This is a genomic window from Citrobacter sp. U14242, assembly GCF_046555775.1.
Classification (GTDB): domain Bacteria; phylum Pseudomonadota; class Gammaproteobacteria; order Enterobacterales; family Enterobacteriaceae; genus Citrobacter.
Genome location: NZ_JBKGLW010000002.1, coordinates 396,351 through 422,072 on the forward strand (window position 1 = coordinate 396,351; position 25,722 = coordinate 422,072).

At 52.7% G+C, this 25,722-nt stretch carries 26 protein-coding genes and 1 other annotated feature; of the genes, 7 read left to right on the forward strand and 19 right to left on the reverse strand.

Annotated elements, in window-relative coordinates; genetic code table 11:
• Position 1: 1 nt before the first annotated feature.
• From ilvN to ivbL, 3 genes are all read right to left on the reverse strand, one after another.
• Positions 2-292, reverse strand: coding sequence for an acetolactate synthase small subunit (gene ilvN, locus ACLJXE_RS04625; RefSeq protein WP_045448917.1), 291 nt, complete (start codon positions 290-292; stop codon positions 2-4).
• Between the two features lie 3 nt (positions 293-295).
• The gene (ilvB, locus tag ACLJXE_RS04630; RefSeq protein ID WP_286630034.1) at positions 296-1,984 is read right to left on the reverse strand and encodes an acetolactate synthase large subunit; all 1,689 of its coding nucleotides are present in this window, start codon (positions 1,982-1,984) and stop codon (positions 296-298) included.
• 107 nt (positions 1,985-2,091) lie between these two features.
• A complete protein-coding gene (ivbL, locus tag ACLJXE_RS04635; protein ID WP_003827118.1) occupies positions 2,092-2,190 on the reverse strand; it encodes an ilvB operon leader peptide IvbL in 99 nt (32 codons plus the stop codon).
• Between the two features lie 519 nt (positions 2,191-2,709).
• Here ivbL and tisB point away from each other — a divergent pair.
• The 3 genes from tisB (at position 2,710) to emrD (ending at position 5,134) form a co-directional block, all read left to right on the forward strand.
• Positions 2,710-2,799: a type I toxin-antitoxin system toxin TisB gene (tisB, locus tag ACLJXE_RS04640; RefSeq protein WP_003840643.1), complete on the forward strand. Its 90-nt coding sequence runs from the start codon at positions 2,710-2,712 to the stop codon at positions 2,797-2,799.
• A 123-nt stretch (positions 2,800-2,922) separates the two neighbouring features.
• Positions 2,923-3,756, forward strand: a complete 834-nt coding sequence (locus tag ACLJXE_RS04645; RefSeq protein ID WP_286630035.1) for a DMT family transporter — start codon at positions 2,923-2,925, stop codon at positions 3,754-3,756.
• A 193-nt stretch (positions 3,757-3,949) separates the two neighbouring features.
• On the forward strand, positions 3,950-5,134 hold the full coding sequence (gene emrD, locus ACLJXE_RS04650; protein WP_410750217.1) for a multidrug efflux MFS transporter EmrD: 1,185 nt from the start codon (positions 3,950-3,952) through the stop codon (positions 5,132-5,134).
• Here emrD and ACLJXE_RS04655 read toward each other — a convergent pair.
• Complete coding sequence (locus ACLJXE_RS04655) at positions 5,061-6,143, reverse strand: cellulase family glycosylhydrolase (protein WP_410750218.1); 1,083 nt, start codon at positions 6,141-6,143, stop codon at positions 5,061-5,063. The two genes, emrD and ACLJXE_RS04655, sit on opposite strands and share 74 nt — an antisense overlap.
• A 79-nt stretch (positions 6,144-6,222) precedes the next feature.
• The gene (gene dsdC, locus ACLJXE_RS04660; protein ID WP_286630038.1) at positions 6,223-7,149 is read right to left on the reverse strand and encodes a DNA-binding transcriptional regulator DsdC; all 927 of its coding nucleotides are present in this window, start codon (positions 7,147-7,149) and stop codon (positions 6,223-6,225) included.
• 228 nt (positions 7,150-7,377) lie between these two features.
• On the opposite strand from dsdC, the gene dsdX reads away from it, so the two are divergent.
• Complete coding sequence (gene dsdX, locus ACLJXE_RS04665; protein WP_286630039.1) at positions 7,378-8,715, forward strand: D-serine transporter DsdX; 1,338 nt, start codon at positions 7,378-7,380, stop codon at positions 8,713-8,715.
• A gap of 17 nt (positions 8,716-8,732) precedes the next feature.
• Complete coding sequence (gene dsdA, locus ACLJXE_RS04670) at positions 8,733-10,055, forward strand: D-serine ammonia-lyase (protein ID WP_410750219.1); 1,323 nt, start codon at positions 8,733-8,735, stop codon at positions 10,053-10,055.
• A 12-nt stretch (positions 10,056-10,067) separates the two neighbouring features.
• On the opposite strand, the gene ACLJXE_RS04675 is transcribed toward dsdA, so the two are convergent.
• From ACLJXE_RS04675 to ibpA, 6 genes are all read right to left on the reverse strand, one after another.
• Positions 10,068-10,598 carry a radical SAM protein gene (locus ACLJXE_RS04675; protein ID WP_410750220.1) on the reverse strand — a complete coding sequence of 177 codons (531 nt, stop codon included), beginning with the start codon at positions 10,596-10,598 and terminating at the stop codon, positions 10,068-10,070.
• Positions 10,595-10,957: a DUF202 domain-containing protein gene (locus tag ACLJXE_RS04680; protein WP_410750221.1), complete on the reverse strand. Its 363-nt coding sequence runs from the start codon at positions 10,955-10,957 to the stop codon at positions 10,595-10,597. Before ACLJXE_RS04680 ends, ACLJXE_RS04675 begins: the two co-directional genes overlap by 4 nt.
• Complete coding sequence (locus ACLJXE_RS04685; protein WP_005121491.1) at positions 10,947-11,294, reverse strand: YidH family protein; 348 nt, start codon at positions 11,292-11,294, stop codon at positions 10,947-10,949. Before ACLJXE_RS04685 ends, ACLJXE_RS04680 begins: the two co-directional genes overlap by 11 nt.
• A 167-nt stretch (positions 11,295-11,461) precedes the next feature.
• Entirely contained in the window at positions 11,462-13,123 is a 1,662-nt protein-coding gene (locus ACLJXE_RS04690) for a putative transporter (protein WP_410750222.1), read from the reverse strand.
• 124 nt (positions 13,124-13,247) lie between these two features.
• Complete coding sequence (gene ibpB, locus ACLJXE_RS04695; protein ID WP_410750223.1) at positions 13,248-13,676, reverse strand: small heat shock chaperone IbpB; 429 nt, start codon at positions 13,674-13,676, stop codon at positions 13,248-13,250.
• A gap of 94 nt (positions 13,677-13,770) precedes the next feature.
• Positions 13,771-14,184, reverse strand: a complete 414-nt coding sequence (ibpA, locus tag ACLJXE_RS04700) for a small heat shock chaperone IbpA (RefSeq protein ID WP_040231504.1) — start codon at positions 14,182-14,184, stop codon at positions 13,771-13,773.
• Positions 14,178-14,250: a sequence feature (ROSE (Repression Of Heat Shock gene Expression) occurs in the 5'-region of heat shock genes and acts as an RNA thermometer to modulate expression.), on the reverse strand. (Overlaps the previous gene by 7 nt.)
• 241 nt (positions 14,251-14,491) lie before the next feature.
• On the opposite strand from ibpA, the gene ACLJXE_RS04705 reads away from it, so the two are divergent.
• On the forward strand, positions 14,492-14,824 hold the full coding sequence (locus ACLJXE_RS04705) for a YceK/YidQ family lipoprotein (RefSeq protein ID WP_410750258.1): 333 nt from the start codon (positions 14,492-14,494) through the stop codon (positions 14,822-14,824).
• Between the two features lies 1 nt (position 14,825).
• Here the strand turns inward: ACLJXE_RS04705 and ACLJXE_RS04710 are convergent, their stop codons facing one another.
• Positions 14,826-16,052, reverse strand: a complete 1,227-nt coding sequence (locus ACLJXE_RS04710; protein WP_410750224.1) for a DUF3748 domain-containing protein — start codon at positions 16,050-16,052, stop codon at positions 14,826-14,828.
• Between the two features lie 99 nt (positions 16,053-16,151).
• On the opposite strand from ACLJXE_RS04710, the gene cbrA reads away from it, so the two are divergent.
• On the forward strand, positions 16,152-17,258 hold the full coding sequence (gene cbrA, locus ACLJXE_RS04715) for a colicin M resistance lipid reductase CbrA (RefSeq protein WP_410750225.1): 1,107 nt from the start codon (positions 16,152-16,154) through the stop codon (positions 17,256-17,258).
• On the opposite strand, the gene ACLJXE_RS04720 is transcribed toward cbrA, so the two are convergent.
• From ACLJXE_RS04720 to gyrB, 7 genes are all read right to left on the reverse strand, one after another.
• Complete coding sequence (locus ACLJXE_RS04720) at positions 17,255-18,592, reverse strand: MFS transporter (protein WP_410750226.1); 1,338 nt, start codon at positions 18,590-18,592, stop codon at positions 17,255-17,257. The genes cbrA and ACLJXE_RS04720 overlap by 4 nt on opposite strands.
• Positions 18,593-18,770: 178 nt before the next feature.
• The gene (gene dgoD, locus ACLJXE_RS04725; protein WP_410750227.1) at positions 18,771-19,919 is read right to left on the reverse strand and encodes a galactonate dehydratase; all 1,149 of its coding nucleotides are present in this window, start codon (positions 19,917-19,919) and stop codon (positions 18,771-18,773) included.
• Positions 19,916-20,533 (reverse strand): 2-dehydro-3-deoxy-6-phosphogalactonate aldolase, encoded by a 618-nt coding sequence (locus ACLJXE_RS04730; protein WP_410750228.1) that lies wholly within the window; start codon positions 20,531-20,533, stop codon positions 19,916-19,918. Before ACLJXE_RS04730 ends, dgoD begins: the two co-directional genes overlap by 4 nt.
• On the reverse strand, positions 20,517-21,395 hold the full coding sequence (locus ACLJXE_RS04735) for a 2-dehydro-3-deoxygalactonokinase (RefSeq protein ID WP_410750229.1): 879 nt from the start codon (positions 21,393-21,395) through the stop codon (positions 20,517-20,519). Before ACLJXE_RS04735 ends, ACLJXE_RS04730 begins: the two co-directional genes overlap by 17 nt.
• On the reverse strand, positions 21,392-22,081 hold the full coding sequence (dgoR, locus tag ACLJXE_RS04740) for a D-galactonate utilization transcriptional regulator DgoR (protein WP_410750230.1): 690 nt from the start codon (positions 22,079-22,081) through the stop codon (positions 21,392-21,394). The genes ACLJXE_RS04735 and dgoR overlap by 4 nt, the downstream gene beginning before the upstream one ends.
• A gap of 247 nt (positions 22,082-22,328) precedes the next feature.
• A complete protein-coding gene (yidA, locus tag ACLJXE_RS04745) occupies positions 22,329-23,141 on the reverse strand; it encodes a sugar-phosphatase (protein WP_410750231.1) in 813 nt (270 codons plus the stop codon).
• A 160-nt stretch (positions 23,142-23,301) separates the two neighbouring features.
• Positions 23,302-25,716: a DNA topoisomerase (ATP-hydrolyzing) subunit B gene (gene gyrB, locus ACLJXE_RS04750; protein WP_286630049.1), complete on the reverse strand. Its 2,415-nt coding sequence runs from the start codon at positions 25,714-25,716 to the stop codon at positions 23,302-23,304.
• Positions 25,717-25,722: the final 6 nt, after the last annotated feature.

A 25,722-nucleotide genomic window follows, 5' to 3' on the forward strand; every position in this document is an offset into this window, starting at 1 on the left:
CTTACTCGAAGAAGACGGTAATCTTGTTAAACATCGACGGGTCGGACTGGTTACGCGCCACTTTCACCACATCTTCCAGTTTGTCGATCTGGCTTATCATCTGTTCCAGACGTTGATCGTCGTTAACCAGTAGCCAGATGCGACTCTGGTCGCTGCCCTGAATCGGTAGACAGAGGATACCTTCCACGTTGAACGCACGGCGGGCAAACAGCCCACAAACGTGGGTCATTACACCCGGGTGGTTGCGTACGGTGAGTTCCAGGATTACGTTGTCATGAGTCTGCTGTTGCATGGCTTATTCCCCCACCATTTCAGTGTTTGCCGCACCCGGCGGTACCATCGGGTACACTTTTTCTTCTGCATCAATACGTACGTGGATCAGCGCCGGTCCTGGACGATTGATTATCTCCTGCAGCGCCGCCTGTGGATCCGCTTCATGATTTAAATCGCAGGTTTCCAGACCAAAACCGGCGGCAATCTGCATAAAGTTAATCATCCCCGGATAGGTCGCAGCAAACACGCCTTGTTTATAAAACAGGCTCTGCTGCTGATACACCAGACCCAGTGCTTCGTTATTCATCAGGATGATTTTAATATCCAGCTGATTTTCACTGGCAGTCGCCATTTCCTGAATATTCATCATCAGGCTGCCGTCGCCGGAGAAGCACAGCACTTTCTTGTCCGGGTTCGCCAGCGCCGCACCAATCGCAGCAGGCAAACCGAAGCCCATGGTGCCCAGACCACCAGAAGTCAGCCACTGACGTGGGCGATTCAGTGGGTAGGCCTGCGCCGCCCACATCTGATGCTGACCCACGTCGGTGGTAATGATAGCGCTGTCGTCCACGCAAGCCGCAACAGCGTTAATCAGTCCATAATGGCTGAGCGGATCGCTTTCCTGTGGAATGGTACACGGGAATTCACGCTGCAAATCCGCCACCATTTGATGCCACACGTCGCGCGACTGCGCCTCAATCAATGGGATCAACTGTTCCAGTACCTCATTCACATCCGCCTGAATTGCCACATGCGGCTGTTTGATTTTACCCAGCTCAGCACGATCGATATCCACGTGGATTATTTTTGCATTCGGGCAGAACTGCTCGGTTTTACCTATCGCCCGGTCATCAAAACGTGCGCCAAGAACAACTAATAAATCAGCCTCTTGCAGAATAAAGTTGGTGCTGCGTGCGCCGTGCATGCCCAGCATGCCTAACGACAGCGGATGCGCTTTTGGCAACATGCCCAGCGCCATTAAGGTCATGGTGGTGGGCAGCATCGCTTTTTCCGCCAGCTCACGTACACGCTCAGGTGCGTTAATCACGCCGCCACCGAGGTACAACACCGGACGTTGTGCCGCATTAATCATGGCGGCAGCATCGCGAACGCTGTCCGCGCTAAAGGTTGGCGCAGGGGCTTTTTCTGCAGGCTCCGGCATCTCTTCAATTTCAAATACGGCTGTTTGAATGTCCTTAGGTATGTCTATCCACACCGGGCCTGGGCGTCCTGACTGCGCAATGCGGAAGGCATCGCTCATGACCTGCGGTAATTCATTGATATGGCGAACCAGATAATTATGTTTGGTGATGGGGATAGAGATGCCGTAGGTGTCAACTTCCTGGAAGGCGTCAGTGCCGATCATTGAGGCCGGAACCTGCCCGGTGATACACACCAACGGAATAGAGTCCAGGCGCGCATCGGCGATAGCAGTAACCAGGTTAGTTGCCCCCGGCCCGCTACAGGCCATACACACCGCAGGTTTACCCTCGGTTCGTGCCATCCCCTGAGCGATGAACCCCGCCCCCTGCTCGTGGCGTGCCAGGATATGACGGATTTGCGTGCTTTGGCTTAAGGCGTCGTAGACAGGGAGAATTGAGCCGCCAGGAATACCGGTGACCACTTTAATTCCCTGACGTTCCAGGAAATGAACGATGAATTCTGCGCCCGTAAAGCGCGTACGCTTGGATGTGATGCCCGAACTTGCCATGCTCCAGTCCTTTTATTCTGGGCCTTTGCTCCGGGCAGGTCTCTTATACGAAAAACCCCGCCCGGTTTGCGCCGGCGGGGTTTTGGAATCGTGTGTTGTTCCGGACCCTACGGCGCATTGCCGACGACCACCACCACACGCACGACGACCGCTGCGCGAGATGGCGCAGTTTTTAGTAGGGTCGCAGTCAGCATGGAAGGGTTCATTAGGGACCTTGTCTGTTTGTTGATTAACAGGATTTATACAAACACAGGTTTTTCAGCGTGACAATGGAAAATTTTTCATCTGCGCAAAAATGCGTCAAAGATCACGTTTAGCTGTACACAATGTAAAAACAAAAAACCCCGCCGCGGCGGGGTTTTTTTCAGGGTTTGCGGCTGGTAACCGCAGAACACACTGTGTTACGTCAACGCAAGAAGTATACGCGAACGTGAACGAACGCGCAATTTAAGGCACGATTTTGACGTTTCTGAGTATGGATCGCTTTGCGGGTTTTGTCCATAAAATACTGTTCATACATACAGTATTTATCTATACTGTGAATGTTCGCAGTGCGCGAGGGGGCCGCTGTTTTACCGGCGCATCAAAGTCCTGGCTGAAACGGGTGGTGCCGTCAGCGCCTTAACCCCCTAAGTGAGCACACTGTGTTACGTCAACAAAGGTGCTGGCAACAGGCAGCGGCGAGGTACGCCAGCACCGTGCTCCTTGTACCAAAAGGAGAGCGTATGAGCCTCGTGGATATCGCTATTCTTATCCTCAAACTCATCGTTGCAGCACTGCAACTGCTTGATGCTGTTCTGAAGTATATAAAATAGTTCAGATTCAAGTCGCACTTAAGGGGAGCGGGTTATCACCTGCTCCCCTTTCACCTTCTCCCAGGTGCTTGTGCCGCGCCAATATGTTACGTTTTTATGACATTCTCAGGGAAGAATAGCGCTATGACCCTTTCTGTTTTCTGCATTTTACTGTTCGCCGCGCTGCTTCATGCCAGCTGGAACGCCATTGTTAAAGCAGGAAATGACAAGCTGTACTCGGCTATCAGCGTGAGTGGCTCGGCTGCGATTATGGCTCTGATTCTCTTGCCCTTCGCCCCCCAACCCTCTGCCGCCAGCCTGCCGTTTTTGGCGATTTCAACCGCATTACAGGTGGTGTACACCGTACTGGTTGCCAAAACCTATCAGGTTTCGGACATGAGCCAGACCTATCCCATCATGCGCGGCACTGCCCCATTGTTGGTCGCTATCATCAGCGTCCTGTTTCTCGGCGATAGTCTGTCAATACTGGCCTGGGTGGGGATTGCCACAATCTGCCTGGCGATCCTCGGCATGGCATTTAACGGTCGCAGCAGTTCGCAACGAGGGATCGTTCTGGCGCTCATTAATGCCTGTTTTATTGCCGGCTATACGCTGGTTGATGGCACCGGTGTTCGGCTTTCAGAGACTGCACTGGGCTACACGCTCTGGACCTTCTTCCTGAACGGCTCCTGCTTGTTGAGCTGGGCGATGATTGCCAGACGCCGCGAAGCCTCCCGCTATCTGGCGCACCAGTGGAAGAAAGGTATTCTTGGCGGTATTGGCACCATGGGCTCTTACGGACTGGCACTGTGGGCGATGACTCAGGCCCCGCTGGCGGTGGTAGCCGCACTGCGTGAAACATCCATTCTGTTTGGCGCACTGCTCGCCTGGTTGCTGCTAAAAGAGAAAGTCGCCGGAGTACGCCTTATCGCTGCCGGAGGCATTGCCGCCGGCGCAGTATTGCTACGTTTGTCATAATCGCGCTGTCGACCTGATGCAATCCGGCAACATTTGTTGCCGCTATTTGTTTACATTTCCTGCCGTTCATCGTTGAAACATTCCAGCCCACTATCTGGCCTTCTATTTCTGTTGTGGTAGATTCCACGCGCATTTATGGGAAAGTGCAGCACCTTATTCTTATTTTTTCTTCATTTGAAAAGTAATCAGCGAAATGAAAAGGCATAGAAGCGTCAATTTGTTGTTGATGTTGGTATTACTGGTGGCGGTGGGTCAGATGGCGCAAACCATTTATATCCCCGCGATTGCTGATATGGCGCGTGAACTGAACGTTCGCGAAGGCGCGGTGCAAAGCGTAATGGCTGCCTACCTGCTGACCTACGGCGTGTCACAACTGTTTTACGGCCCGCTTTCCGACCGCGTAGGTCGTCGCCCGGTGATCCTCGCCGGGATGTCTATTTTTATGCTGGCTACGCTGGTCGCCATTACTACCCATAGTCTGCCGATATTGATTATCGCCAGTGCCATCCAGGGTATGGGGACAGGCGTCGGCGGAGTGATGGCGCGCACCCTACCGCGAGACCTGTATGAAGGTACTCAGCTTCGTCACGCGAATAGTTTGTTAAATATGGGTATCCTGGTCAGTCCGCTGCTGGCACCGCTGATTGGCGGCATGCTGGATACGCTGTGGAACTGGCGCGCTTGCTATATTTTTCTGCTGATTCTGTGTGCGGGCGTCACATTTAGCATGGCGCGCTGGATGCCGGAAACACGGCCTGCTGGTGCGCCACGTCCACGGCTTATTGCCAGCTACAAAACCCTGTTTGGCAACGGCGCATTTACTTGTTACGTACTGATGTTGATCGGTGGTCTGGCAGGCGTTGCCGTCTTCGAAGCCTGTTCTGGGGTATTGATGGGCGCGGTCCTGGGTTTAAGCAGCATGGCGGTCAGTATCCTGTTTATTCTGCCTATTCCAGCGGCGTTTTTCGGCGCATGGTTCGCCGGTCGCCCTAACAAGCGGTTTTCAACGCTAATGTGGCAGTCGGTGACCTGCTGTCTGGTTGCCGGGCTGATGATGTGGATCCCAGGTTTGTTTGATGTGATGAACGTCTGGACACTGCTGGTTCCTGCCGCGTTGTTCTTCTTCGGTGCGGGGATGCTGTTCCCACTGGCAACCAGCGGCGCAATGGAACCTTTCCCGTTCCTGGCAGGTACTGCCGGCGCACTGGTTGGTGGCTTACAGAACATTGGATCTGGCGTGCTGGCGTGGCTCTCCGCGATGCTACCGCAGACCGGACAAGCCAGCCTCGGCCTGCTGATGACCCTCATGGGGCTGCTGATTTTTGTGTGCTGGCTGCCGCTGGCGTCACGCGTGTCACATCAGGGACAGGCGGTTTAAGCGTATGATGGCCCGGCTTATCGCCGGGCTTTTCACATTCCGGCGCAATCATCGTATTAATCAACGGTTCCAGTGCCGGACGCCAGGCACCTTCTTCACCATCATAAAACTGCGTATCAGCATTGATTGCATAGGGGATTTTCGCCTTGCGCAGTTCACATGCCATAAACCGTGCAAATGCAGTTTGCACGGCAGAAGGCGTATTTTTGATGGTTTCTCCCGGTGACCACCCCCCCACCCAACTGACATGGCCCGTTTTCTGTTGCCAGTGAATGGCAGTATTAATACGGGCGCGAATGGCGGCTTTTTCTGCCGCAGTCCCCGACGTCCAGGGGTACTTACCGTTATTTTTTAGCGGCCCCCACGGGAAGATATGCCATTCAGCCAGAACGGTATTCTGGCTTTGCGGCGGTAATTTCAGATTAGGCAAATCTTCCGGTGCCGCGCGCAGCCGCGGAGCAATGAAAATCATCCGCTGCGGCGAAATGGCGTGAATTGTGCGAATCGTTTTGTCGTACACCCGATTGAGCGAAGTCTGATTGTGATTAAGCTTATCGGCAGGCTCATAAATCAGGTCAAAACCCAGCAACGGCGAGCTTTGACCAAAGTAATGCGCCACCGCGACCCACCAGTTAACCACCTCTTTTTCGTTGCCACTATTGGGGTCTTTTTTATATTCATCGGCCTGATAAGCAATAATTGGGATCACGCCGTATTGCTCGCAAGCCTCTACCAGCTTGCGCAAATGGATGAGCCTGGCTTCTGTTGGCTCACCAGCCACACGAATACGCACATGAGAGATCCCCTTCGCCTTGAAATCCCGTACCACTAGCGGATCGAACTCGCGGATACCGCGATCGGTGCGAGCCCAGTCTACGTCCATTCCAACCCCAAGCTGCTGCGCATACAACGCCGCCGTCAGCGCAGGAGGCGCGGCATACACAGCGGCACTGGCTAACAGTAAGAGGGAAACAATCGGCTTTAACACGGTCGTCCTTACGCAAATCATCAGGTGTGATATCACGTATTTAGCATGATTTTTGATACCTGGTGTAGAGAGAAAGCGTAAAAAAAAATTCGCTGCCCGCTTATTTAACCTGCTCCTGCAGCCAGCCAATAAATGCCTCGATTTTTGGCCACTGCCTGCCGGGTAACGTGGTGATGTAATAGTGTTGATGGCATTTCAGCGCCATATCACCGAAAGGCGCGACCAGCTCCCCGCTGTCGAGGCGCTTTTGTACCAGTCTCTTTCGGCCCATCGCTACGCCGATATGGTTCATCGCCGCAATGACCGCTAAATCAGAACGATCAAAGCCGATACCCGATGATGTCGGCAAATTCACGGCAAAATGCTGCGCCCAACTGTGCCATTCATCGGTCCCGGAGTCGTTGCTCCATGCCTGTCTGTCGTGCAACAACGTGCAGTGTGACAGATTCACTAACGACCCCGTAAGGTCATAACGACGGGCATAGTCCGGGCTGCATACCGGCAGGATCGCTTCATCCATCAGGAAATGGTGCGTGAGCTGTGCAGAGGGGGCATCGTCAAAATAAATGGCCAGATCAACCCCGGCACGTTGCAGATTGACGTTGTCATTCCCGGTCAGCATGGTCAGCGAAATCGACGGATAGCGACGGGTAAAGTCACCAAGCGCCGGAACCAGCCAGCACTGTGCGATGGAGGGGCGTGAGTACACCGTGAGCGTCCCGGACAGCTCCTGGTTTTTGATATCGAGGATTTCCTGATTCAGCGTATCCAGCGACGATTTCAACGCCCAGAACACCCGTTTACCTTCGTGAGTGAGCTCCACTTTGCGGTGAGAACGAACAAACAGCTGAATCCCCAACTCTTCTTCAAGCTGATTAATACGGTGGCTGACGGCGCTGGGGCTTAAGGAAAGTTCGTCTGCCGCCAGCGCAAACGACTGATGCCTGGCCGCCACTTCAAAGGTATACAGTTTTGAGAGTTGCCAACCATTGAGCAGCCGATTTCTGACTTCGCGAAGGGGGTCCATATTCACCTCTTTCATCGTGAATTGTTCGCCGGAGTGTAAAAAAAATCGCTGCAAAAATCAGCATAAAGATGAATCAAGATGAACCATATCGCATAAACAATGCGTAATTAGATGTAAATCACGCATTTGATTCAATATGGCTCATGTGAAAGAGGATTTTTATCGTTTGTCAGACTGTGCCTTATTTTTGTCCAATACCCCTATATTAATCACAGGGCAAGGTGAGTTATGCACTCTCAAATCTGGGTTGTGAGTACGCTGCTGATAAGCATCGTATTAATCGTTTTGACCATCGTGAAGTTCAAATTCCACCCGTTTCTGGCATTGCTGTTAGCCAGCTTCTTCGTGGGTACGATGATGGGCATGGGACCGCTGGATATGGTCAATGCCATTGAGAGTGGCATCGGCGGTACGCTGGGCTTTCTCGCTGCCGTAATCGGTCTTGGTACCATTCTTGGCAAAATGATGGAAGTGTCCGGCGCGGCAGAACGCATCGGTCTGACGTTGCAGCGTTGTCGCTGGCTTTCCGCCGACGTCATTATGGTGCTGGTCGGCTTGATTTGCGGCATCACGCTGTTTGTCGAAGTCGGCGTGGTGCTGTTGATCCCACTGGCTTTTTCTATTGCTAAAAAAACCAACACCTCACTGCTGAAACTGGCGATCCCGCTGTGTACTGCACTGATGGCTGTACATTGCGTGGTACCGCCACATCCGGCCGCTCTGTTCGTGGCGAACAAGCTGGGTGCAGATATTGGCACCGTGATTGTTTATGGTTTACTCGTGGGTTTAATGGCATCGCTGATCGGCGGGCCGCTATACCTGAAATTTCTTGGCAACCGTCTGCCATTTAAACCCGTACCGACTGAGTTTTCCGATCTCAAGGTACGCGATGAAAGTACGCTGCCCTCGCTGGGTGCCACGCTGTTTACTGTGCTGCTGCCGATTGGCCTGATGCTGGTAAAAACTGTTGCTGAGCTGAACATGGCGAAAGGCAGCACGGTATATACGCTACTGGAGTTTATTGGTAACCCAATCACCGCAATGTTTATCGCCGTTTTCGTGGCCTATTACATCCTCGGTTTGCGTCAGCATATCGGCATGGGCGCGCTACTGACGCATACCGAAAATGGTTTTGGCTCTATAGCCAACATTCTGTTGATTATCGGCGCAGGCGGCGCATTCAACGCTATCCTGAAAAGCAGTGGGCTGGCGGATACCCTCGCGCTGATCCTCTCGAATATGCATATGCACCCGATTCTGCTGGCCTGGCTGGTGGCGCTGATTCTGCACGCTGCAGTGGGTTCTGCCACCGTTGCCATGATGGGTGCGACAGCAATTGTGGCCCCTATGCTACCGCTTTACCCGAACGTTAGCCCGGAGATCATCGCTATTGCCATCGGTTCTGGTGCAATTGGCTGCACAATCGTTACAGATTCCCTCTTCTGGCTGGTGAAGCAGTACTGCGGCGCGACGCTGAATGAGACGTTTAAATACTATACGACCGCGACATTTATCGCGTCCGTCATTGCACTGGCTTGCACATTCCTGCTTTCCTTTATTATCTAAGCGCAACGAGACTGACTATGGAAAACATGCACAAACTTATCGCCCAGTATCCTTTAGTGGAAGATCTGGTCGCACTCAAGGAAACGACCTGGTTTAACCCTGGCACGACCTCTCTTGCGGAAGGTTTACCCTATGTTGGCCTGACAGAGCACGACGTTCAGGGTGCCCACGAGCGCCTGACTCGCTTTGCGCCGTACCTGGCAAAAGCGTTCCCGGAAACCGCGGTCAACGGCGGCATTATTGAATCTGAGCTGGCCGCCATACCGGCCATGCAAAAACGACTGGAACAAGAGTACGAGCAACCTATCCACGGCGAACTGCTGCTGAAAAAAGACAGCCATCTGCCAATTTCTGGCTCAATCAAAGCCCGTGGCGGAATTTATGAAGTACTGACACACGCCGAAAAACTGGCGCTGGAAGCCGGTCTGCTGACCACGGAAGATGATTACAGCATCCTGCTTTCTCCTGAGTTCAAACAGTTCTTCAGCCAGTACAGCATCGCGGTGGGTTCAACCGGCAATCTGGGGATGTCTATCGGCATCATGAGCGCCCGCATCGGCTTTAAGGTGACGGTACATATGTCTGCGGACGCCCGCGCATGGAAAAAGGCTAAGCTGCGCAGCCACGGCGTTACCGTTGTGGAGTACGAAGAAGATTACGGTGTGGCAGTTGAACAGGGGCGTAAGGCAGCCGAGTCTGATCCGAACTGCTTTTTTATCGACGATGAAAACTCCCGCACACTGTTCCTGGGCTATGCCGTCGCCGGGCAGCGCCTGAAGGCGCAGTTCACGCAGCAGGGTCGAGTGGTGGATGCCGACCATCCGCTGTTTGTCTATCTGCCGTGTGGCGTCGGCGGTGGCCCTGGTGGGGTAGCATTTGGCCTGAAGCTGGCGTTCGGCGATAACGTGCACTGCTTCTTTGCAGAGCCGACCCATTCACCGTGTATGTTGCTGGGAGTCTACACTGGGCTGCACGACACAATTTCCGTACAGGAGATTGGTATCGACAACGTGACGGCGGCAGATGGGCTGGCAGTCGGTCGCGCATCGGGCTTCGTAGGCCGGGCAATGGAGCGTCTGCTCGACGGTCTGTACACTCTGGATGACCAGACGATGTACGATATGCTGGGCTGGCTGGCGCAGGAAGAAGGGATTCGTCTGGAGCCATCGGCGCTGGCGGGTATGGCTGGTCCTCAGCACGTTTGTGGTTCTGTTGACTATCAGCAGATGCACGGGTTTAGTACGGAACAGCTTAATAACGCCATTCATCTGGTATGGGCGACCGGCGGCGGCATGGTGCCGGAAGCCGAAATGGCGCAATACCTGGCGAAAGGTCGCTAAACGCCATTGACCTTAACGCAGCATCGCCATCAGCTCCATCGGTGAGCGATGCTGTTTAATCAGATCGCGCATGACGCGCATATGTGGTGATGAGTGTTCAAAGAAGGCCTGATATCCCGCACACAGCACGTTTTCCCCGGGAATATCCCCATGCACAGGGCAATCACCACGGTAAAATTGCGATAAGGAACATGACCGGCAACGCGCGCTCTGCAGTGAGGTCGAGTGCCGTTCAATTGGTACCGCCAGACCGCACCACCGACGCAGCGTTTTATCAAAAAGCTGAATAGATACCCGATTAATATCTTCACGAACCCAGATATCAAATATCGTATTTAAAAACTGTCCCCACCCTTCTGGTGTGACAGATTCAGCCGTCAGGCTGCCTGCTTCATCGCGCTTAATCAGGGGGATAAACTGTACGAGACGAACATCGCCTTGTCGTAAATCACGGTACAGTTCAATTGGTTGCAAACTCTTCTGGTGATCTATCACCACCTTTAAAATACCCTCACTAACATCCATGTCCTCACATACTGTCATGCAAAATTCCCGATATATACGATAAGTTGGCGAATGTGTGTTACAGCAAACAGTATTGCAAGGGATAACACCGCGAGGGAGATCATAAATTTGTCACGCACCGCGCGAGATTCAGAAAAATCGCTATGCGTAACATCCATCAGGTTACGGCTACGGGTATAGCGCCAGAGAATAATCGCCACAATCGCCAGCACAGCTATTGAAACCCAGAATAACGCTCCAGCCTGATGCCAGTTATGCTTAATCGCCAGCGCCATCAGTGCACCATAGCCCAGCAACGTGCGAAACCAGGCAAGCGATGTTCGTTCCGGTTGTAGACCAGGATCCGACTGGCGACGAGCCTTACGACTATCCGGCATACAGCACCAGCGCCATAACAATCACCGCCACAAGCGTCAGCATGACGCTGATAATCAGCAGGCTGTTGGTGTACGGCATGTCCTCTTTCAGACGCATCGCCTTTTCATTTCGCAACCAGCGCAGATAACCGTAGATCGCCAGCCCCCCCGCAAACAGACACAGCAACAAAGCAAGTGCCTCACGAATGACCGGTGTAGCAAAGTCCGGGGCCAGTTGATCAAGGCCCACTCCGGCGGCCAGAAACCCCAGCGCAGTGCGGATCCACGCCAGAAAGGTACGCTCATTTGCCAGCGAGAAGCGGTAATCGGGTGCTTCCCCGAGACGGGAAATCTTCATCAGAGCTCCTTCAATGTTGTTATCTGGTCGTTATACCGAAACAGTAAAGGAGTATGAACCTGATTCTCAAACGTAAGGCAACTTAATGTGATGGGGCGGGAAAAGAGAGGCACATCTTTAGTTTAGGCCGGATACGTTCATTGCATATCCGGCCTATAAATTGGTTTTTACCCCATTCCCCAAAAAATCACCGCCAGCAGTTGCGGGGTAATAATGCGCAGGAACATCACCAACGGATAAACGGTGGCGTAGGAGAGCGCTGCTGCGCCACTGGTGGCATGCAGGTTATTGGCAAAGGCCAGCGCGGGAGGATCGGTCATCGAGCCGGCCAGCATGCCGCACAGCGTCAGATAATTCATTTTGGCAAAGATGCGTGCCAGCAAACCGACGGTAATCAGCGGAATGGCGGTAATGAAAATACCGTATCCCACCCAGCTCAAACCATCGCCCTGCGTCAGCGTATTCACAAAATCGCCGCCGGATTTCAGACCAACCACCGCGAGAAAGAGCACAATCCCCAGCTCACGCAACGCCAGGTTCGCGCTGGGCGGCATAAACCAGTACAGCTTACCGATACTGCCAATACGCCCCAAAATCAGCGCCATAATCAGTGGTCCACCGGCCAACCCCAGTTTTAATGCCACCGGGAAACCGGGGATAAACAGCGGGATTGAACCCAACAAAACCCCAAGCCCGATCCCGATAAACACCGGCAACATCTGCACCTGCTGCAGTTTTTGCTGTGCGTTACCCACAACATTGGCAACAGCATCAATCGACGAAGGTCGCCCCACCAGATTCAGGATATCGCCAAATTGCAGGCTGGCATCGCTGCTGGCGACCAGCTCAACGCCCGCGCGGTTCAGGCGGGAAATCACCACGTCGTAACGTTCTTTAAAGTGCAGGTCACGGATCCGCTTGCCAAGTACCTGTTCGTTGGTCACAACGACACGTTCAACACGCAAATCCGTGCCCCGCGTTGACAGCGAAGTGTCCACTTCTTGCCCAATCACCACCTTCGCATTATGCAGATCGCCGGGCTGTCCGACCAGGTGGAGCAGATCGCCCATCTGGATAATCGTCCCCGGCGACGGCACCATTAACGTTTCATCTCGCTTCAGGCGTGAACAGATGATTTTGTCGCTGTTCAGAATGGGGACATCCTGAATCGCCATATTATTGAGGTTCGGGTTTTCGACACGAATGTTCATCGTCTGAATCAGCGTATGACCGTTGGTCAGCGTTGATTCATGCTGCTGAGCTTCGGACTCAACGTTCACGCGGAAAATGAGGCGCATCAGCCACATCGTGAGCAAAATACCGCAAATACCGAAAGGATAAGCCATGGCATAGCTCATCCCCATCTGATCGACCACATCCCCCGGCGTACCCAGATCGCGCAGAATTTGCTGCCCGGCACCCAGTGCGGGCGTATTGGTGACCGCGCCGGAGAAGATTCCCAGCACCACGGGCAGCGGAATAGCGAAGATCTTATGCAGAAGCGCGGTGACCAGCCCCCCGATAATCACGATCAGCACTGCAAACAGGTTCAGACGCAGTCCTGAAACACGCAGTGAGGCAAAGAAACCCGGCCCTACCTGGATGCCGATGGTATAGACGAAGAGTATCAGGCCAAATTCCTGAATAAAATGCAGCATATCGCCGCTCAGGGTTATCCCTGCCTGATCGACAAAGTGTCCGACAATAATACCGCCGAACAGCACGCCTCCGATGCCAAAACCAACGCCCCGAACTTTAATGTTGCCGATCCATAACCCGACAACCGCCACCAATGCCAGAACACTGACCGTCAATGCTATATCACTCATTCTTCTGTTCCCTGTGAATAACATTATTAATGAAGAGGATTCTCGCAGAGTACAGGCGCAATGTATGGGTGGTAAAGCACAAAAAAGCCCCGTCATTTCTGGCGGGGCAAAGGCTTGGAGCTATTTAGCTATTTAATGCGGGACGTTCGCTGATGGCGATACGTTGTGGAGCAATGGTTTCAGGCTCATTACGGGTCAAATCAATATGCAGCAAGCCATTGGTGAAGCTTGCGCCGGAGACTTCCATATTTTCAGCCAGCGTAAAGCTCAGGCTGAAGGATTGAGTGACCAGCCCCTGATGCAACCATTTGGTCTCTTTTTCCGGCTGCTGCGGCGTACCTTTTACGGTCAGACGTGTGCCTTCCAGTTGAATATCCAAATCTTCCTGGCGGAAACCGGCTAACGCAAGGGTAATGCGGTAGTGGTTATCATCGCTCTTTTCGATGTTATAGGGTGGGAAGCTTTGGTTTTCACCGGCGTTTTGTAATGCATTGGCCAGTTTGTCAAAACCGATCCATTGACGCAGCAGTGGGGATAAATCGTAGTTACGCATAATATTCTCCTTCTAAGAAGCGAGTAAGTACCTTTCGGCTCCCTGACGGCAAGCCTGTGCTTAGCAGGGCCGCGCAAGCGGCCCGACAGATAAATTAGTTGATTTCGATGCGGCGCGGTTTGTTCGCTTCAGGAATCACGCGCTCAAGCTCGATATACAGCAGACCGTTTACCAGGTTTGCGCCGCGAACATGGATGTTCTCCGCCAACTGGAACTTGCGTTCAAAGTTGCGCTCAGCAATACCCTGGTACAGGTAAGTACGTTCTTTTTGCTCGTCCGCATGCGCGCCTTTCACCACCAGCAAATTATCCTGGGCGGTAATTTCCAGCTCGCTTTCAGCAAAGCCCGCAACGGCAATTGCAATGCGGTAGTGGTTTTCGTCTACCAGCTCAACGTTGTACGGAGGGTAGCCGCCATTGCTTTGGCCCTGGTTGTTTTCCAACAGGTTAAACAGACGATCAAATCCAATAGCAGAACGGTATAGCGGGGATAAATCAAAGTTACGCATAATCAATAGCTCCTGAAATCAGCGAGAATGTTGGACCTTCCATCTTGGACAGGTCAGGTAGCCAGGACACCCCTCAGGCATGCCCTTCATTTGTCTACATCCTAAAAATGGGTCTTAATACAAACTTTTCAAGCGTACTCCTCTGACTTTTTTTGCAGTTTGTTGTCTATTGCATACACTGGGGGGAGCAGTTGTTATCGTCAGAGTGCGATAGCCGCCGCAGTGCGACAGGATGGTGATGTTATTTTTTGCAACGGATCGCGATAACTCACCATGCAAATACCGATGTTTAACAGATGAATAAATGATGATTAGAAAATTATTGTTAACACTGATGATGTGCAGCGGGATGGTTTTTATAAGCGGCTGCTCCAGCGTGATGTCGCACACCGGAGGGAAAGAAGGGACCTATCCAGGTACCCGCGCCAGCGCCACGATGATAAGCGAAAGCGATACGAACTGGGGAACGAAGTCGCTGGCTATTCTGGATATGCCGTTTACCGCCGTGCTGGATACGCTACTGCTACCGTGGGATTTATTCCGCACCGATAGCTCGGTGAGATCGCGCGTAGAACAGAGCGAGGAGAGAACGCAAGCCACCAACGCCGTTATCCCCCCCGCTCAAATGCCTGCGCCTTAAGTTAACGTCCGGTTTCTGTCACCCATATCTGGCGGAAACCGTCGACGTCTTCCATCCATGCAACCTGTCGGCCATCAGGAGAGAAGACAATCGCCTCTGCTGAAGGTGGGTTGCCATGGCGGGTCGTTAAAAATTCAATCTCTCCCGTCCGCGCATCGCAGCAGGCAATTCGGTTTTCCAGCACAAAGCCCAACCATCGACCCGACGGGTGCCAGTTAAACGCAGACTGAATATCGGTCGTACAACGGGTCAGTTGACGCGGTGTACCGCCCAGCACAGAAATTAGCCATAGCTGCACAATACCGCTGTCATCACGCATCAAAAACGCAATTTCGGATGCTTCTGGATTGCTGCGTACCCAATGGCGCGGTTGATTCACCAGCCCAGGGAAAGCGCGGTCGTGGGTAAACGTCAGGCGTCGCTGAACGATACTGGCTGGTGGCGCAGGCATTGTTGCTTCCGTTCCCTCCAGAGGCGTATCGCCATGCTGTTTCCAGCCGCTTTCGTCCTGTGGCAAATCAACGATAAACAGTTCCGGTACTTTTTCGCCACTGACAGACAACGTATCGCCGATAAAGGCCAGCGTATGATTTCCTACCCAACCCTCTTCATAAGCACGGTTAATCTCATCGCTGCCCGGCTGTGGCGTGGGCGTAGTCTGACTTACCAGCACGCACCAGTGACTCCCGCTGTACTCACGCGGGTGATCTGCTGACACAGTCACCGGGCCATACGGCGTAGCCACGCCAACGTTACGTAAATCCAGCGCAGGGGAACGCTCACGCAGCACATGGTCGTTATAGGTAAAGCTGACAAACTCACCGTTCGGGCTAAAGACATGCACATGACTGCCGCCACGCAGCGCACCTGGCGTGTATGGGGCGGTAATATCCATCGCGTCCAGATTCGCTACCTCTGTTTGCGTAGCAATGACACCACGGCGATGATGGAAGTCGTAATGCCATGATTCATCTGGATTTTCAGGCCCGTGAATGAACACATATTTTTCATTTTTTGGATGAACGGTCACCACGCCGACGTGTGCCCCCTGCGTCGCACGATAAATCACCTCAACCTCGCCGGTGTGAATATTAACGCGTTCAATCGTCTCACCGGTAAACGATGCCCCGGAAGGACGCACATCAAAAACCAGCCACTGGCTGTCCGGCGTCCAGGTATTGATATTGGTCAGTTGGTGATTACGCGGCGTAAAGGTGATTTGCTTCATAGGATGCCCTGATACGAGACAATTTCAGCAATCATACTTCACAAGGACTTCACTTTCAGGCTTTAGCGTATGCCCATCTCACTTATTACGGGCAGAAAAATGGAACATTTTGATGTGGCGATTATCGGTTTAGGCCCCGCTGGTGCGGCGCTGGCGCGGCAGTTGAGCGGAAAAATGCGCGTAATTGCTCTGGATAAAAAACGCCAGTGTGGCACTGAAGGGTTCACCAAACCCTGCGGAGGTTTACTGGCTCCTGACGCCCAACGTTCATTTATTCGCGACGGGATCACGCTCCCCGTTGATGTTATTGCCAATCCGCAGATTTTCAGCGTTAAAACGGTCGATGTGGCAGCCTCTCTGACCCGAAATTACCAGCGCAGCTACATTAACATCAACCGCCATGCTTTTGATTTATGGCTTAAATCTCTTATTCCTTCCGATGTGCAGGTGTACCACGACAGCCTGTGTCGGAAAATCTGGCGCGAGGACGATAAATGGCATGTTATCTTTCGCGCCGATGGTTGGGAGCAGCAGATCACAGCCCGTTATCTGGTGGGTGCCGATGGCGCCAATTCACGGGTACGCCGTCATCTCTATCCCCGGCACCAAATCCGAAAATATGTCGCTATTCAACAATGGTTTGCGGAAAAACATCCCGTTCCGTTCTATTCCTGTATTTTTGATAATGACGCAACTGACTGCTATTCATGGAGTATCAGCAAAGACGGTTATTTTATCTTCGGTGGCGCCTACCCGATGAAGGACGGTCAGGCACGCTTTGACGCGCTGAAAGCCAGGATGAAGGCCTTTAATTTCCAGTTTGGTCAGCCAGTGAAAAGCGAAAAATGTACGGTACTGTTCCCATCACGCTGGAAGGACTTCGTTTGCGGCGAGGAGAACGCATTTCTGATTGGCGAAGCGGCTGGATTTATCAGCGCCAGTTCACTGGAAGGAATTAGTTATGCGCTGGACAGCGCAGAAATCCTCAAATCTGTACTCTTGCAGGAAACGGGCGACAAAAATAAAACCTATCACAAGGCGACCCGCAAACTGCGTATTAAGCTGTATGGCAAGATCCTGAAGAGCCGGGCATTAACATCGGCACTCACCCGTAAATGGATAATGCAAAGCGGCATGGCGCATATTCCCTTGAGTCAGGAGGTGGAGCCCGCCGTAACGCCTGACGGGCTGATTAAAGAACATTAGCCGACGCGCTTCACATCCCCCACCAACAGGATATAAGACAATGCGCCAAGCAGGGCAACGACTGAGATGTAGACCAGCGCAGGGGCAAAACCGTAGCCTTGCGCAAGGTAACCGACCACCAGCGGAACCGTAATACCGCCCAATCCGCCAATAAAGTTAAATACACCGCCAGTGAGGCCTATCAAACGCATGGGTGCCAGCGATGACACCAGAGACCAGGTGATGGAGGCAAAACCATTCCCGAAGAAGGCGATAGCCATCAGAACCATAATCCAGCTGGGGTCGTTCGTGTAATTCGCGCCCATAATACAGGTGGAGATCAATAAGCCACAGATGATCGGCAATTTACGTGAAAAGCCAATAGAGCAGCCTTTGCGCACCAGTCGGTCAGCCACCCAACCAGAGAGCAGGACGCCAACAAACGCTGCCAAAAACGGCACAGTGGTCATAAAACCGGCTTTCAGCGCGGTGATCCCTTTTTCCTGAGTAAGATAGTTCGGGAACCACGTCAGGAAGAACCACAAGGTCGATGCAATGGCAAACTGACCAAGATAGACACCTACAAGTTTACGATGGAATACCAGTTTCCAGTCCGCGAGAGTCAGCGGCTGACGCGCCTCTTTTTTCACTGGCGCATCGCCATCCACCAGACCGCCACCGTCACGAATGTAGTCCAGCTCGGCTTTGGTAATGTTTTTGGTCAAGCGTGGCGGCTGATATACCTTAATCCAGATAAACGACCAGATGATGCCAATCCCGCCGGTGATAATAAACACCCAGTGCCAGCTCAGCATCTCCTGAATCCAGATCAGCAACGGTGTGAGGAACGCCAGACCAACAAATTGTCCCGATGTGTAGAAACCAACAGCTGAAGCGCGTTCATGCTCAGGGAACCAACTGGTCACCATGCGGTTATTGGTTGGGAATGCGGGGGCCTCAAAAATCCCGGTAATGGCGCGCAGGCCAATTAACGACATTAACCCTGTCGCAAATCCCTGAAACAGGGTCGCCACCGACCAGCCGAGAATGGCGATAAAATAGGTCATGCGCGACCCTACCCGATCAAGAAACCAACCACCGGGAATTTGGCACAAGGTATATAACCAGGCAAACGCAGAAAAGACATATCCCATTTCTGCTTTGGTAATTCCAAATTCTTCCTGAATATGCGCAGAAGCAACCGCCAGGTTGGCGCGGTCAACATAACAAATCACAACCGTAATAAAGATCATCACCAGCGTCAGATAACGGCGACGTCCGGGTTTTGCATCAGTAACTGAAATATCCATCGCAATCTGTCTCCAGATTTTGGGCATAGCGAAGCCGCTCACCATGCCCTGTAATTTACAGAGGGTTTATTTGAATTTTTTATTAATAAATTAACTGTACTGCGCTAAATAATTGTGCTGGGGAAAGGCGGCAAATTTTCGCATTCCCAGGAGCATACATGAGTATGTGACTGGGGTAAGAAAAGGCAGCCAACGCATCACCAGTGCAAAGTATGACGCGCATTTACCATTCCGCTACGGAGCCGTCTTCATGACGCCACAGCGGGTTACGCCAGTCCGGCGCATTTTTGCTGAACTCAATCACTTTGGCTTCATCAATATCTACGCCAAGCCCTGGTTTCATCAGTGGTTTAAAGAAACCTCCTTCCATATTGAAATCTTCTTTGTTTTTCACAAAGTCGAGCAGTTCAGCCCCTTTGTTGTAATGAATACCCATGCTCTGCTCCTGAAGCACGGCGTTATAAGAGACAAAGTCCACATGCAAGCAGGCGGCCAGCGCAATCGGCCCCAGTGGGCAGTGCGGTGCCAGCGTTACGTCATAGGCTTCAGCCATTCCGGCAATTTTGTAGCACTCAGTAATGCCGCCTGCATGAGAGAGATCCGGCTGCAGAATAGAGATACCCCCCGCCTCCAGCACACGTTTAAACTCGAAGCGTGAGAACATGCGCTCTCCTGCTGCCAGTGGAATATGAGTTTGTGCCGCCAGTTTCGGGTAGTATTCCGCTTGTTCCGCCAGCACCGGTTCTTCAATAAACAGCGGGCGATACGGTTCCAGTTCTTTAATCAGGACTTTCGCCATCGGCGCACTGACGCGTCCGTGGAAATCGAGACCAAACTCAATCTGGTTTCCGAAGACTTCACGGATCTGCGCCACGGTATTCACCGCCGCATCCACCGATCGGGAGTTATCAATCAGCCCCATCTCTTCACAACCATTAAGCTTGAAGGTATCAAAACCAATCTCACGTAGCGTTTTAATCCCGTCGATGACATCTGCCGGACGGTCACCGCCCACCCAGCTGTAGGCTTTGATTTTGTCACGCACCAGGCCGCCCATCAGTTGCCATACCGGGGCATTGAGCACTTTGCCTTTGATATCCCACAACGCCTGGTCGATACCGGCGATAGCGCTCATCATGATCGGGCCACCGCGATAAAAACCTGCCCGGTACATGACCTGCCACAGGTCGTTGATACGTGCCGGATCCTGACCAATCAGGTAGTCACCAAACTCATGAACCGCCGCTTCCACGGTGCGTGCTCGCCCTTCAATGACCGGTTCGCCCCAGCCAACAATACCCTCGTCAGTCTCGATCTTTAAAAACATCCAGCGCGGGGGTAAACGGTATGTGGTGATTTTGGTAATTTTCATTTCACTGCCTCTCGATACGCTTTTACAAATGCCACAGCCTGCTGCGCGGTACGTTCGATAGACTGCCCGGCGCGATAGAGATCGCTGCCAAGTCCAGCACCTGCACAACCTGCATCAATCCATTGCGCCAGGTTTTCCGGCGTCACGCCGCCAACGGCAAACACCGGAACATCCGACGGAAGCACCGCTTTCAGTGCTTTGATGTAGTCAGGGCCAAAAGCGGATGAAGGGAATATTTTTAGCGCTTGTGCGCCAGCATCCAGCGCGGTAAAGGCTTCACTGGCGGTCGCACAGCCAGGATACACGGTCATGCCATAGCCCACCGCGCGACGAATTACCTCGGGGTTGATATTGGGTGTGACGATGAGTTTGCAGCCCATTTGTGCAAGCCGCTCTACCTGCTCTGGCTGTAATACGGTCCCGGCGCCGATCAGCGCTTTGTCACCATAGGCATCCACAATCGCGGGGACACTCTTTTCCCACTCTGGGGAGTTAAGCGGGATTTCAACTGCATCAAATCCCGCATCAATGACCGCGCTGACGTGCGCCAGCACCTCATCGGGCATGACACCACGTAATATTGCGATTAACGGAAGATTAGTTTGCCACTGCATGAGCAATGCTCCTTATGCCTGCCTGAAATGCCGTGTCGCCGGATACCGCTGATACCTCACGCCCAATGGCATGAAATGCCTGCTGATAGCGTGAACTCAGGTCTGAACCAGCGACGAGTGTAATAGCCTGTTGGGCAGCGAATTGTTCGCTCATGCTGGCGACTTCAGCGCCAATCAACAGGCCAGAGAGAAATTCGCTGACCTGCTCACGCGGGAGTGTACCCAGCACATGTGAGGCGCGAACTTCAAAAAGTTGCGGCAGGATGTCAGGAGCGGCGAGACCGCGCGTCAGTCCGGCGGTAAAGGCCTCCGCAGAGTTTTCCTGCTCTGGCAACCCCGCGCCCACCAGCGAGTAGCGCAGCAGCAAATGGTGCAATTCACCGGTCATCACGGTACGGAAATCATGAATTTGTTGCGCGTCAGCCTGTACCCATTTGCAGTGCGTTCCGGGCATGACATAGACAGAAGAAGGAGAAAGTGTGCGGGCACCCAGTAACTGAGTCTCTTCGCCGCGCATCATATTGTGGTTATCCTCACGAGAAACGCAAAGTCCGGGAATAATCCAGATATTGTCGCCAACGGAGGTTAACTGCTCGCCAATGGCAGAGAAATAAGCAGGAACCGGGAGATAGGGGGCAATTTTCCAACCCACGTTGCTACCGACCATTCCCGCCATCACCACCGGAGTGGCGGCATCGCGCCAGTTTCTTGTGACTTCAGCTAACACCGCTTCAGGAGATTTACCGTTCAGACGCGTTACACCTGCCTCTGATTGCCTGCGCTCCAGGCATTTGTCGCCCTGGTAAAGCCAGGCGCGCAAATTGGTCGATCCCCAGTCAATTGCGATGTAGCGAGCTGTCATGTGATTTCCTTGAGCCTTCGTGTTGAGCTGGCAATCATGGTTAAAGCCGCCTGCTCTGCCGCATTGCTATCCTGGTGCCGTATCGCATCGAATAGCGCCTTATGTTCCTGGAGTGTCTTCGGCATATTGGCCTCATCCCCCATCCAGGTTCGTTCAAAAACCGCTCGCTGTAGCGAGCTGATTGCTACGCTAAGCTGTTGTAAAACAGGGTTATGTACCGACTGTAATACCGCCTCGTGATAGCGGATATCTGCTTCATTAAAAGCATTCCGGTCCTGGTTGTTGGCGATCATGTCATTGAGCGCCGACTCAATCTCAGCCAGATCGCTCGAGTTCGCCCGCTCCGCAGCCCAGCGTGCAATCGCCGGTTCTACCAGATTACGAACCTCACTCATCGCGCTAATCAGACGCGGGTCGTAGTCGTTTTCTAATACCCATTGCAGCACCTCGGTATCGAGGTAATTCCACTGATTCCGGGGGGTAACAAACGCCCCACGATAGCGTTTCATTTCAATGAGCCGCTTCGCCATCAGCGAGCGGAACACTTCACGGATAATATTGCGCGAGGTTTCAAACTCCTCGCACAGATCCGCTTCAGCGGGAAGTGCCGAACCCGGTACGTACTTGCCGCTAACAATCTGCTTGCCCAGCGTGATAACGATGCGATCGGTTTTATTGAGAGTCATAAAGAGTCCTTGTGCTCTGTGTGTACTGCTCTACTTTACCGTTATCGCTGAAATCCGCCTCAATTTTGTAGTACTAATGAGATGTAATTCATCATTTCAATGCCTACAATGTAGTACAACAATTATATGTTGTACTACAATTTAGATCACAAAAACGACAACCAGTAAAAGGAATGTTATTCGGGAGGTGAAGAAAAGGCATAAAAAAACCCGCGAGCAACGCGGGTTGTAACCAGGCAGGACGAACTTAATTCAGCACAAATTTCTCGATAGCATACGCTACGCCGTCTTCGAGGTTGGATTTGGTCACGAAGTTGGCGATTTCTTTTACGGATGGAATGGCGTTATCCATTGCCACACCGACACCCGCGTATTCGATCATCGCGATGTCATTTTCCTGATCGCCAATCGCCATGATTTCTTCGGCTTTAATGCCCAGCGCATCGGCCAGCGATTTCACTCCAGTGCCTTTATTGACACGTTTGTCCAGTATTTCGAGGAAGTACGGCGCACTTTTCAACACGGTGTACTTTTCTTTTACTTCTGCAGGTATGCGCGAGATGGCTTGATCGAGAATTTCCGGCTCATCAATCATCATCACTTTCAGGAACTGGGTCGCCGGGTCCATCTTCTCAGCTTCGCAGAACACCAGCGGAATAGTCGCGACAAAAGACTCATGCACCGTGTAGTAACTGATATCACGGTTGGCGGTGTAGAGCGTGTTGCGATCCAGCGCATGGAAGTGGGAGCCGACGTCACGGGAGAGTTGTTCAAGATAGCGATAATCGTCATAGCTTAACGCCGTTTGCGCAACCGTACTGCCATCCCCCGCTTTCTGTACCAGCGCACCGTTGTAGGTTATGCAGTAGTCACCGGGTTGCTCCATGTGAAGTTCTTTCAGGTAGCTGTGGACGCCGGCATACGGACGACCAGTGGTCAGCACTACGTTCACACCACGCGCACGCGCCGCGGCAATCGCCGTTTTGACCGCAGGTGAAATGGTGTGATCGGGCAGCAGAAGTGTGCCATCCATGTCGATAGCAATAAGTTTGATAGCCATGAGTTCCCCGGATGAAATGATACCATCCTCATGCTAACGCGATTCCGCTCAAAAAACAGCTACGAAAAGGAGGATAGAAAAGGGACCGGGGTGCCCCTTTTGCAGGCAAAAAAATACCCGATTGCACAATACAACCGGGTAGATTTGTCCAGATTAGCGATTAGATATCGATATTCGCCGCTTTCAGGGCGTTCTCTTCGATAAAGGCACGACGAGGTTCAACCGCATCCCCCATCAGGGTGGTGAACAACTGATCGGCAGCAATCGCATCTTTTACGGTCACACGCAGCATACGACGGCTTTCCGGATCCATGGTAGTTTCCCACAACTGTTCCGGGTTCATCTCGCCCAGGCCTTTATAACGCTGAATCGCGAGGCCGCGACGGGACTCTTTCACCAGCCAGTCCAGCGCCTGCTCGAAGCTGGCTACCGGCTGACGACGCTCGCCACGTTCGATAAACGCATCGTCTTCAATCAGGCCGCGCAGTTTCTCACCCAGCGTGCAGATACGACGGTATTCGCCACCGGTCACAAACTCGTGGTCCAGTGCGTAATCGGTATCCACGCCGTGCGTACGCACGCGAATAATCGGCTCGAACAGCCCTTGCTCGGTGTTTTCTTGAATGTCGAACTTCCACAGGCTACCGTGCTGTTCGTTTTCATTCAGTTCAGTCACCAGCGCATTAACCCAACGGGTTACGGTCTGCTCGCTCGCCAAATCGGCTTCTGTCAACGTTGGCTGATAAACCAACTCTTTCAGCAGCGTTTTCGGGAAGCGGCGTTCCATACGGCCAATCATTTTCTGCGTCGCATTGTACTCAGAAACCAGTTTTTCCAGCGCCTCACCCGCCAGCGCCGGAGCGTGGGCATTGGTGTGCAGCGTGGCACCATCAAGGGCAATAGAGATCTGGTACTGATCCATCGCTTCATCGTCTTTGATGTACTGTTCCTGTTTGCCTTTTTTCACTTTGTACAACGGCGGTTGCGCAATGTAGACGTGACCGCGTTCCACGATTTCCGGCATCTGACGATAGAAGAAGGTCAACAGCAGCGTACGGATGTGCGAACCATCGACATCCGCATCGGTCATGATAATGATGCTGTGATAGCGCAGTTTATCCGGGTTGTACTCATCGCGACCGATGCCGCAACCGAGCGCAGTAATCAGCGTCGCCACTTCCTGAGAAGAGAGCATCTTGTCGAAGCGAGCCTTCTCAACGTTAAGAATTTTACCCTTCAGCGGCAGGATCGCCTGGTTCTTACGGTTACGCCCCTGCTTCGCAGAGCCGCCCGCGGAGTCCCCTTCCACCAGGTACAGTTCAGAGTGAGCCGGGTCGCGTTCCTGACAGTCCGCCAGTTTGCCCGGCAGGCCCGCTAAGTCCAGCGCACCTTTACGACGGGTCATTTCACGGGCACGACGTGCCGCTTCACGGGCACGCGCAGCGTCAATAATTTTGCCAACAACAATTTTGGCGTCAGACGGGTTCTCAAGCAGGTATTCGCTCAGCAGCTCGTTCATCTGCTGTTCTACCGCCGATTTCACCTCGGAAGAAACCAGTTTGTCTTTGGTCTGTGAGGAGAATTTCGGATCCGGTACTTTTACCGATACGACGGCAATCAGGCCTTCACGGGCGTCGTCACCGGTGGCGCTAACTTTCGCTTTTTTGCTGTAGCCTTCTTTGTCCATGTAGGCATTCAGAGTACGGGTCATCGCCGCACGGAAACCTGCAAGGTGAGTACCGCCATCTCGCTGCGGAATATTGTTGGTAAAGCAGTAGATATTTTCCTGGAAGCCATCGTTCCACTGCAGCGCAACTTCAACGCCAATACCGTCTTTTTCGGTGGAGAAATAGAAGATATTCGGGTGGATCGGTGTTTTGTTCTTGTTGAGGTACTCAACAAACGCTTTGATGCCACCTTCGTAATGGAAATGGTCTTCTTTGCCATCGCGCTTGTCGCGCAGACGAATCGATACGCCGGAGTTCAGGAATGACAGCTCGCGCAGACGTTTCGCCAGAATGTCATATTCGAACTCAACGACATTGGTAAAGGTTTCATGGCTTGGCCAGAAACGGACCTGGGTACCCGTCAATTCTGTTTCGCCGGTTACCGCCAGAGGTGCCTGCGGCACACCGTGTACGTAAGTTTGCTGATGCACTTTGCCTTCACGGCGAATCACCAGCTCCAGTTTTTGCGACAGGGCGTTAACGACGGATACACCTACGCCGTGCAGACCACCAGACACTTTATAGGAGTTATCATCGAACTTACCGCCTGCGTGCAGTACGGTCATGATAACTTCTGCCGCCGAAACGCCCTCTTCCGGGTGAATACCGGTTGGGATACCACGGCCATCATCGGTAACGGACACGGAGTTATCAGCGTGAATCGTCACAACGATATCTTTACAGTGACCCGCGAGCGCTTCGTCGATAGCGTTATCGACTACCTCGAATACCATGTGGTGCAGACCGGTGCCGTCATCCGTGTCGCCGATATACATACCCGGGCGCTTACGCACCGCATCCAGCCCTTTCAGGACTTTGATACTGGAGGAGTCATAAGAATTCGACATCAACGT

Bases quoted from the DNA above. Each gene is read 5' to 3' on its own strand.
- ilvN (WP_045448917.1), bottom strand. From the start codon at position 292: ATGCAACAGCAGACTCATGACAACGTAATCCTGGAACTCACCGTACGC.
- ilvB (WP_286630034.1), bottom strand. From the start codon at position 1,984: ATGGCAAGTTCGGGCATCACATCCAAGCGTACGCGCTTTACGGGCGCA.
- ivbL (WP_003827118.1), bottom strand. From the start codon at position 2,190: ATGAACCCTTCCATGCTGACTGCGACCCTACTAAAAACTGCGCCATCT.
- tisB (WP_003840643.1), top strand. From the start codon at position 2,710: ATGAGCCTCGTGGATATCGCTATTCTTATCCTCAAACTCATCGTTGCA.
- ACLJXE_RS04645 (WP_286630035.1), top strand. From the start codon at position 2,923: ATGACCCTTTCTGTTTTCTGCATTTTACTGTTCGCCGCGCTGCTTCAT.
- emrD (WP_410750217.1), top strand. From the start codon at position 3,950: ATGAAAAGGCATAGAAGCGTCAATTTGTTGTTGATGTTGGTATTACTG.
- ACLJXE_RS04655 (WP_410750218.1), bottom strand. From the start codon at position 6,143: ATGATTTGCGTAAGGACGACCGTGTTAAAGCCGATTGTTTCCCTCTTA.
- dsdC (WP_286630038.1), bottom strand. From the start codon at position 7,149: ATGGACCCCCTTCGCGAAGTCAGAAATCGGCTGCTCAATGGTTGGCAA.
- dsdX (WP_286630039.1), top strand. From the start codon at position 7,378: ATGCACTCTCAAATCTGGGTTGTGAGTACGCTGCTGATAAGCATCGTA.
- dsdA (WP_410750219.1), top strand. From the start codon at position 8,733: ATGGAAAACATGCACAAACTTATCGCCCAGTATCCTTTAGTGGAAGAT.
- ACLJXE_RS04675 (WP_410750220.1), bottom strand. From the start codon at position 10,598: ATGACAGTATGTGAGGACATGGATGTTAGTGAGGGTATTTTAAAGGTG.
- ACLJXE_RS04680 (WP_410750221.1), bottom strand. From the start codon at position 10,957: ATGCCGGATAGTCGTAAGGCTCGTCGCCAGTCGGATCCTGGTCTACAA.
- ACLJXE_RS04685 (WP_005121491.1), bottom strand. From the start codon at position 11,294: ATGAAGATTTCCCGTCTCGGGGAAGCACCCGATTACCGCTTCTCGCTG.
- ACLJXE_RS04690 (WP_410750222.1), bottom strand. From the start codon at position 13,123: ATGAGTGATATAGCATTGACGGTCAGTGTTCTGGCATTGGTGGCGGTT.
- ibpB (WP_410750223.1), bottom strand. From the start codon at position 13,676: ATGCGTAACTACGATTTATCCCCACTGCTGCGTCAATGGATCGGTTTT.
- ibpA (WP_040231504.1), bottom strand. From the start codon at position 14,184: ATGCGTAACTTTGATTTATCCCCGCTATACCGTTCTGCTATTGGATTT.
- ACLJXE_RS04705 (WP_410750258.1), top strand. From the start codon at position 14,492: ATGATTAGAAAATTATTGTTAACACTGATGATGTGCAGCGGGATGGTT.
- ACLJXE_RS04710 (WP_410750224.1), bottom strand. From the start codon at position 16,052: ATGAAGCAAATCACCTTTACGCCGCGTAATCACCAACTGACCAATATC.
- cbrA (WP_410750225.1), top strand. From the start codon at position 16,152: ATGGAACATTTTGATGTGGCGATTATCGGTTTAGGCCCCGCTGGTGCG.
- ACLJXE_RS04720 (WP_410750226.1), bottom strand. From the start codon at position 18,592: ATGGTGAGCGGCTTCGCTATGCCCAAAATCTGGAGACAGATTGCGATG.
- dgoD (WP_410750227.1), bottom strand. From the start codon at position 19,919: ATGAAAATTACCAAAATCACCACATACCGTTTACCCCCGCGCTGGATG.
- ACLJXE_RS04730 (WP_410750228.1), bottom strand. From the start codon at position 20,533: ATGCAGTGGCAAACTAATCTTCCGTTAATCGCAATATTACGTGGTGTC.
- ACLJXE_RS04735 (WP_410750229.1), bottom strand. From the start codon at position 21,395: ATGACAGCTCGCTACATCGCAATTGACTGGGGATCGACCAATTTGCGC.
- dgoR (WP_410750230.1), bottom strand. From the start codon at position 22,081: ATGACTCTCAATAAAACCGATCGCATCGTTATCACGCTGGGCAAGCAG.
- yidA (WP_410750231.1), bottom strand. From the start codon at position 23,141: ATGGCTATCAAACTTATTGCTATCGACATGGATGGCACACTTCTGCTG.
- gyrB (WP_286630049.1), bottom strand. From the start codon at position 25,716: ATGTCGAATTCTTATGACTCCTCCAGTATCAAAGTCCTGAAAGGGCTG.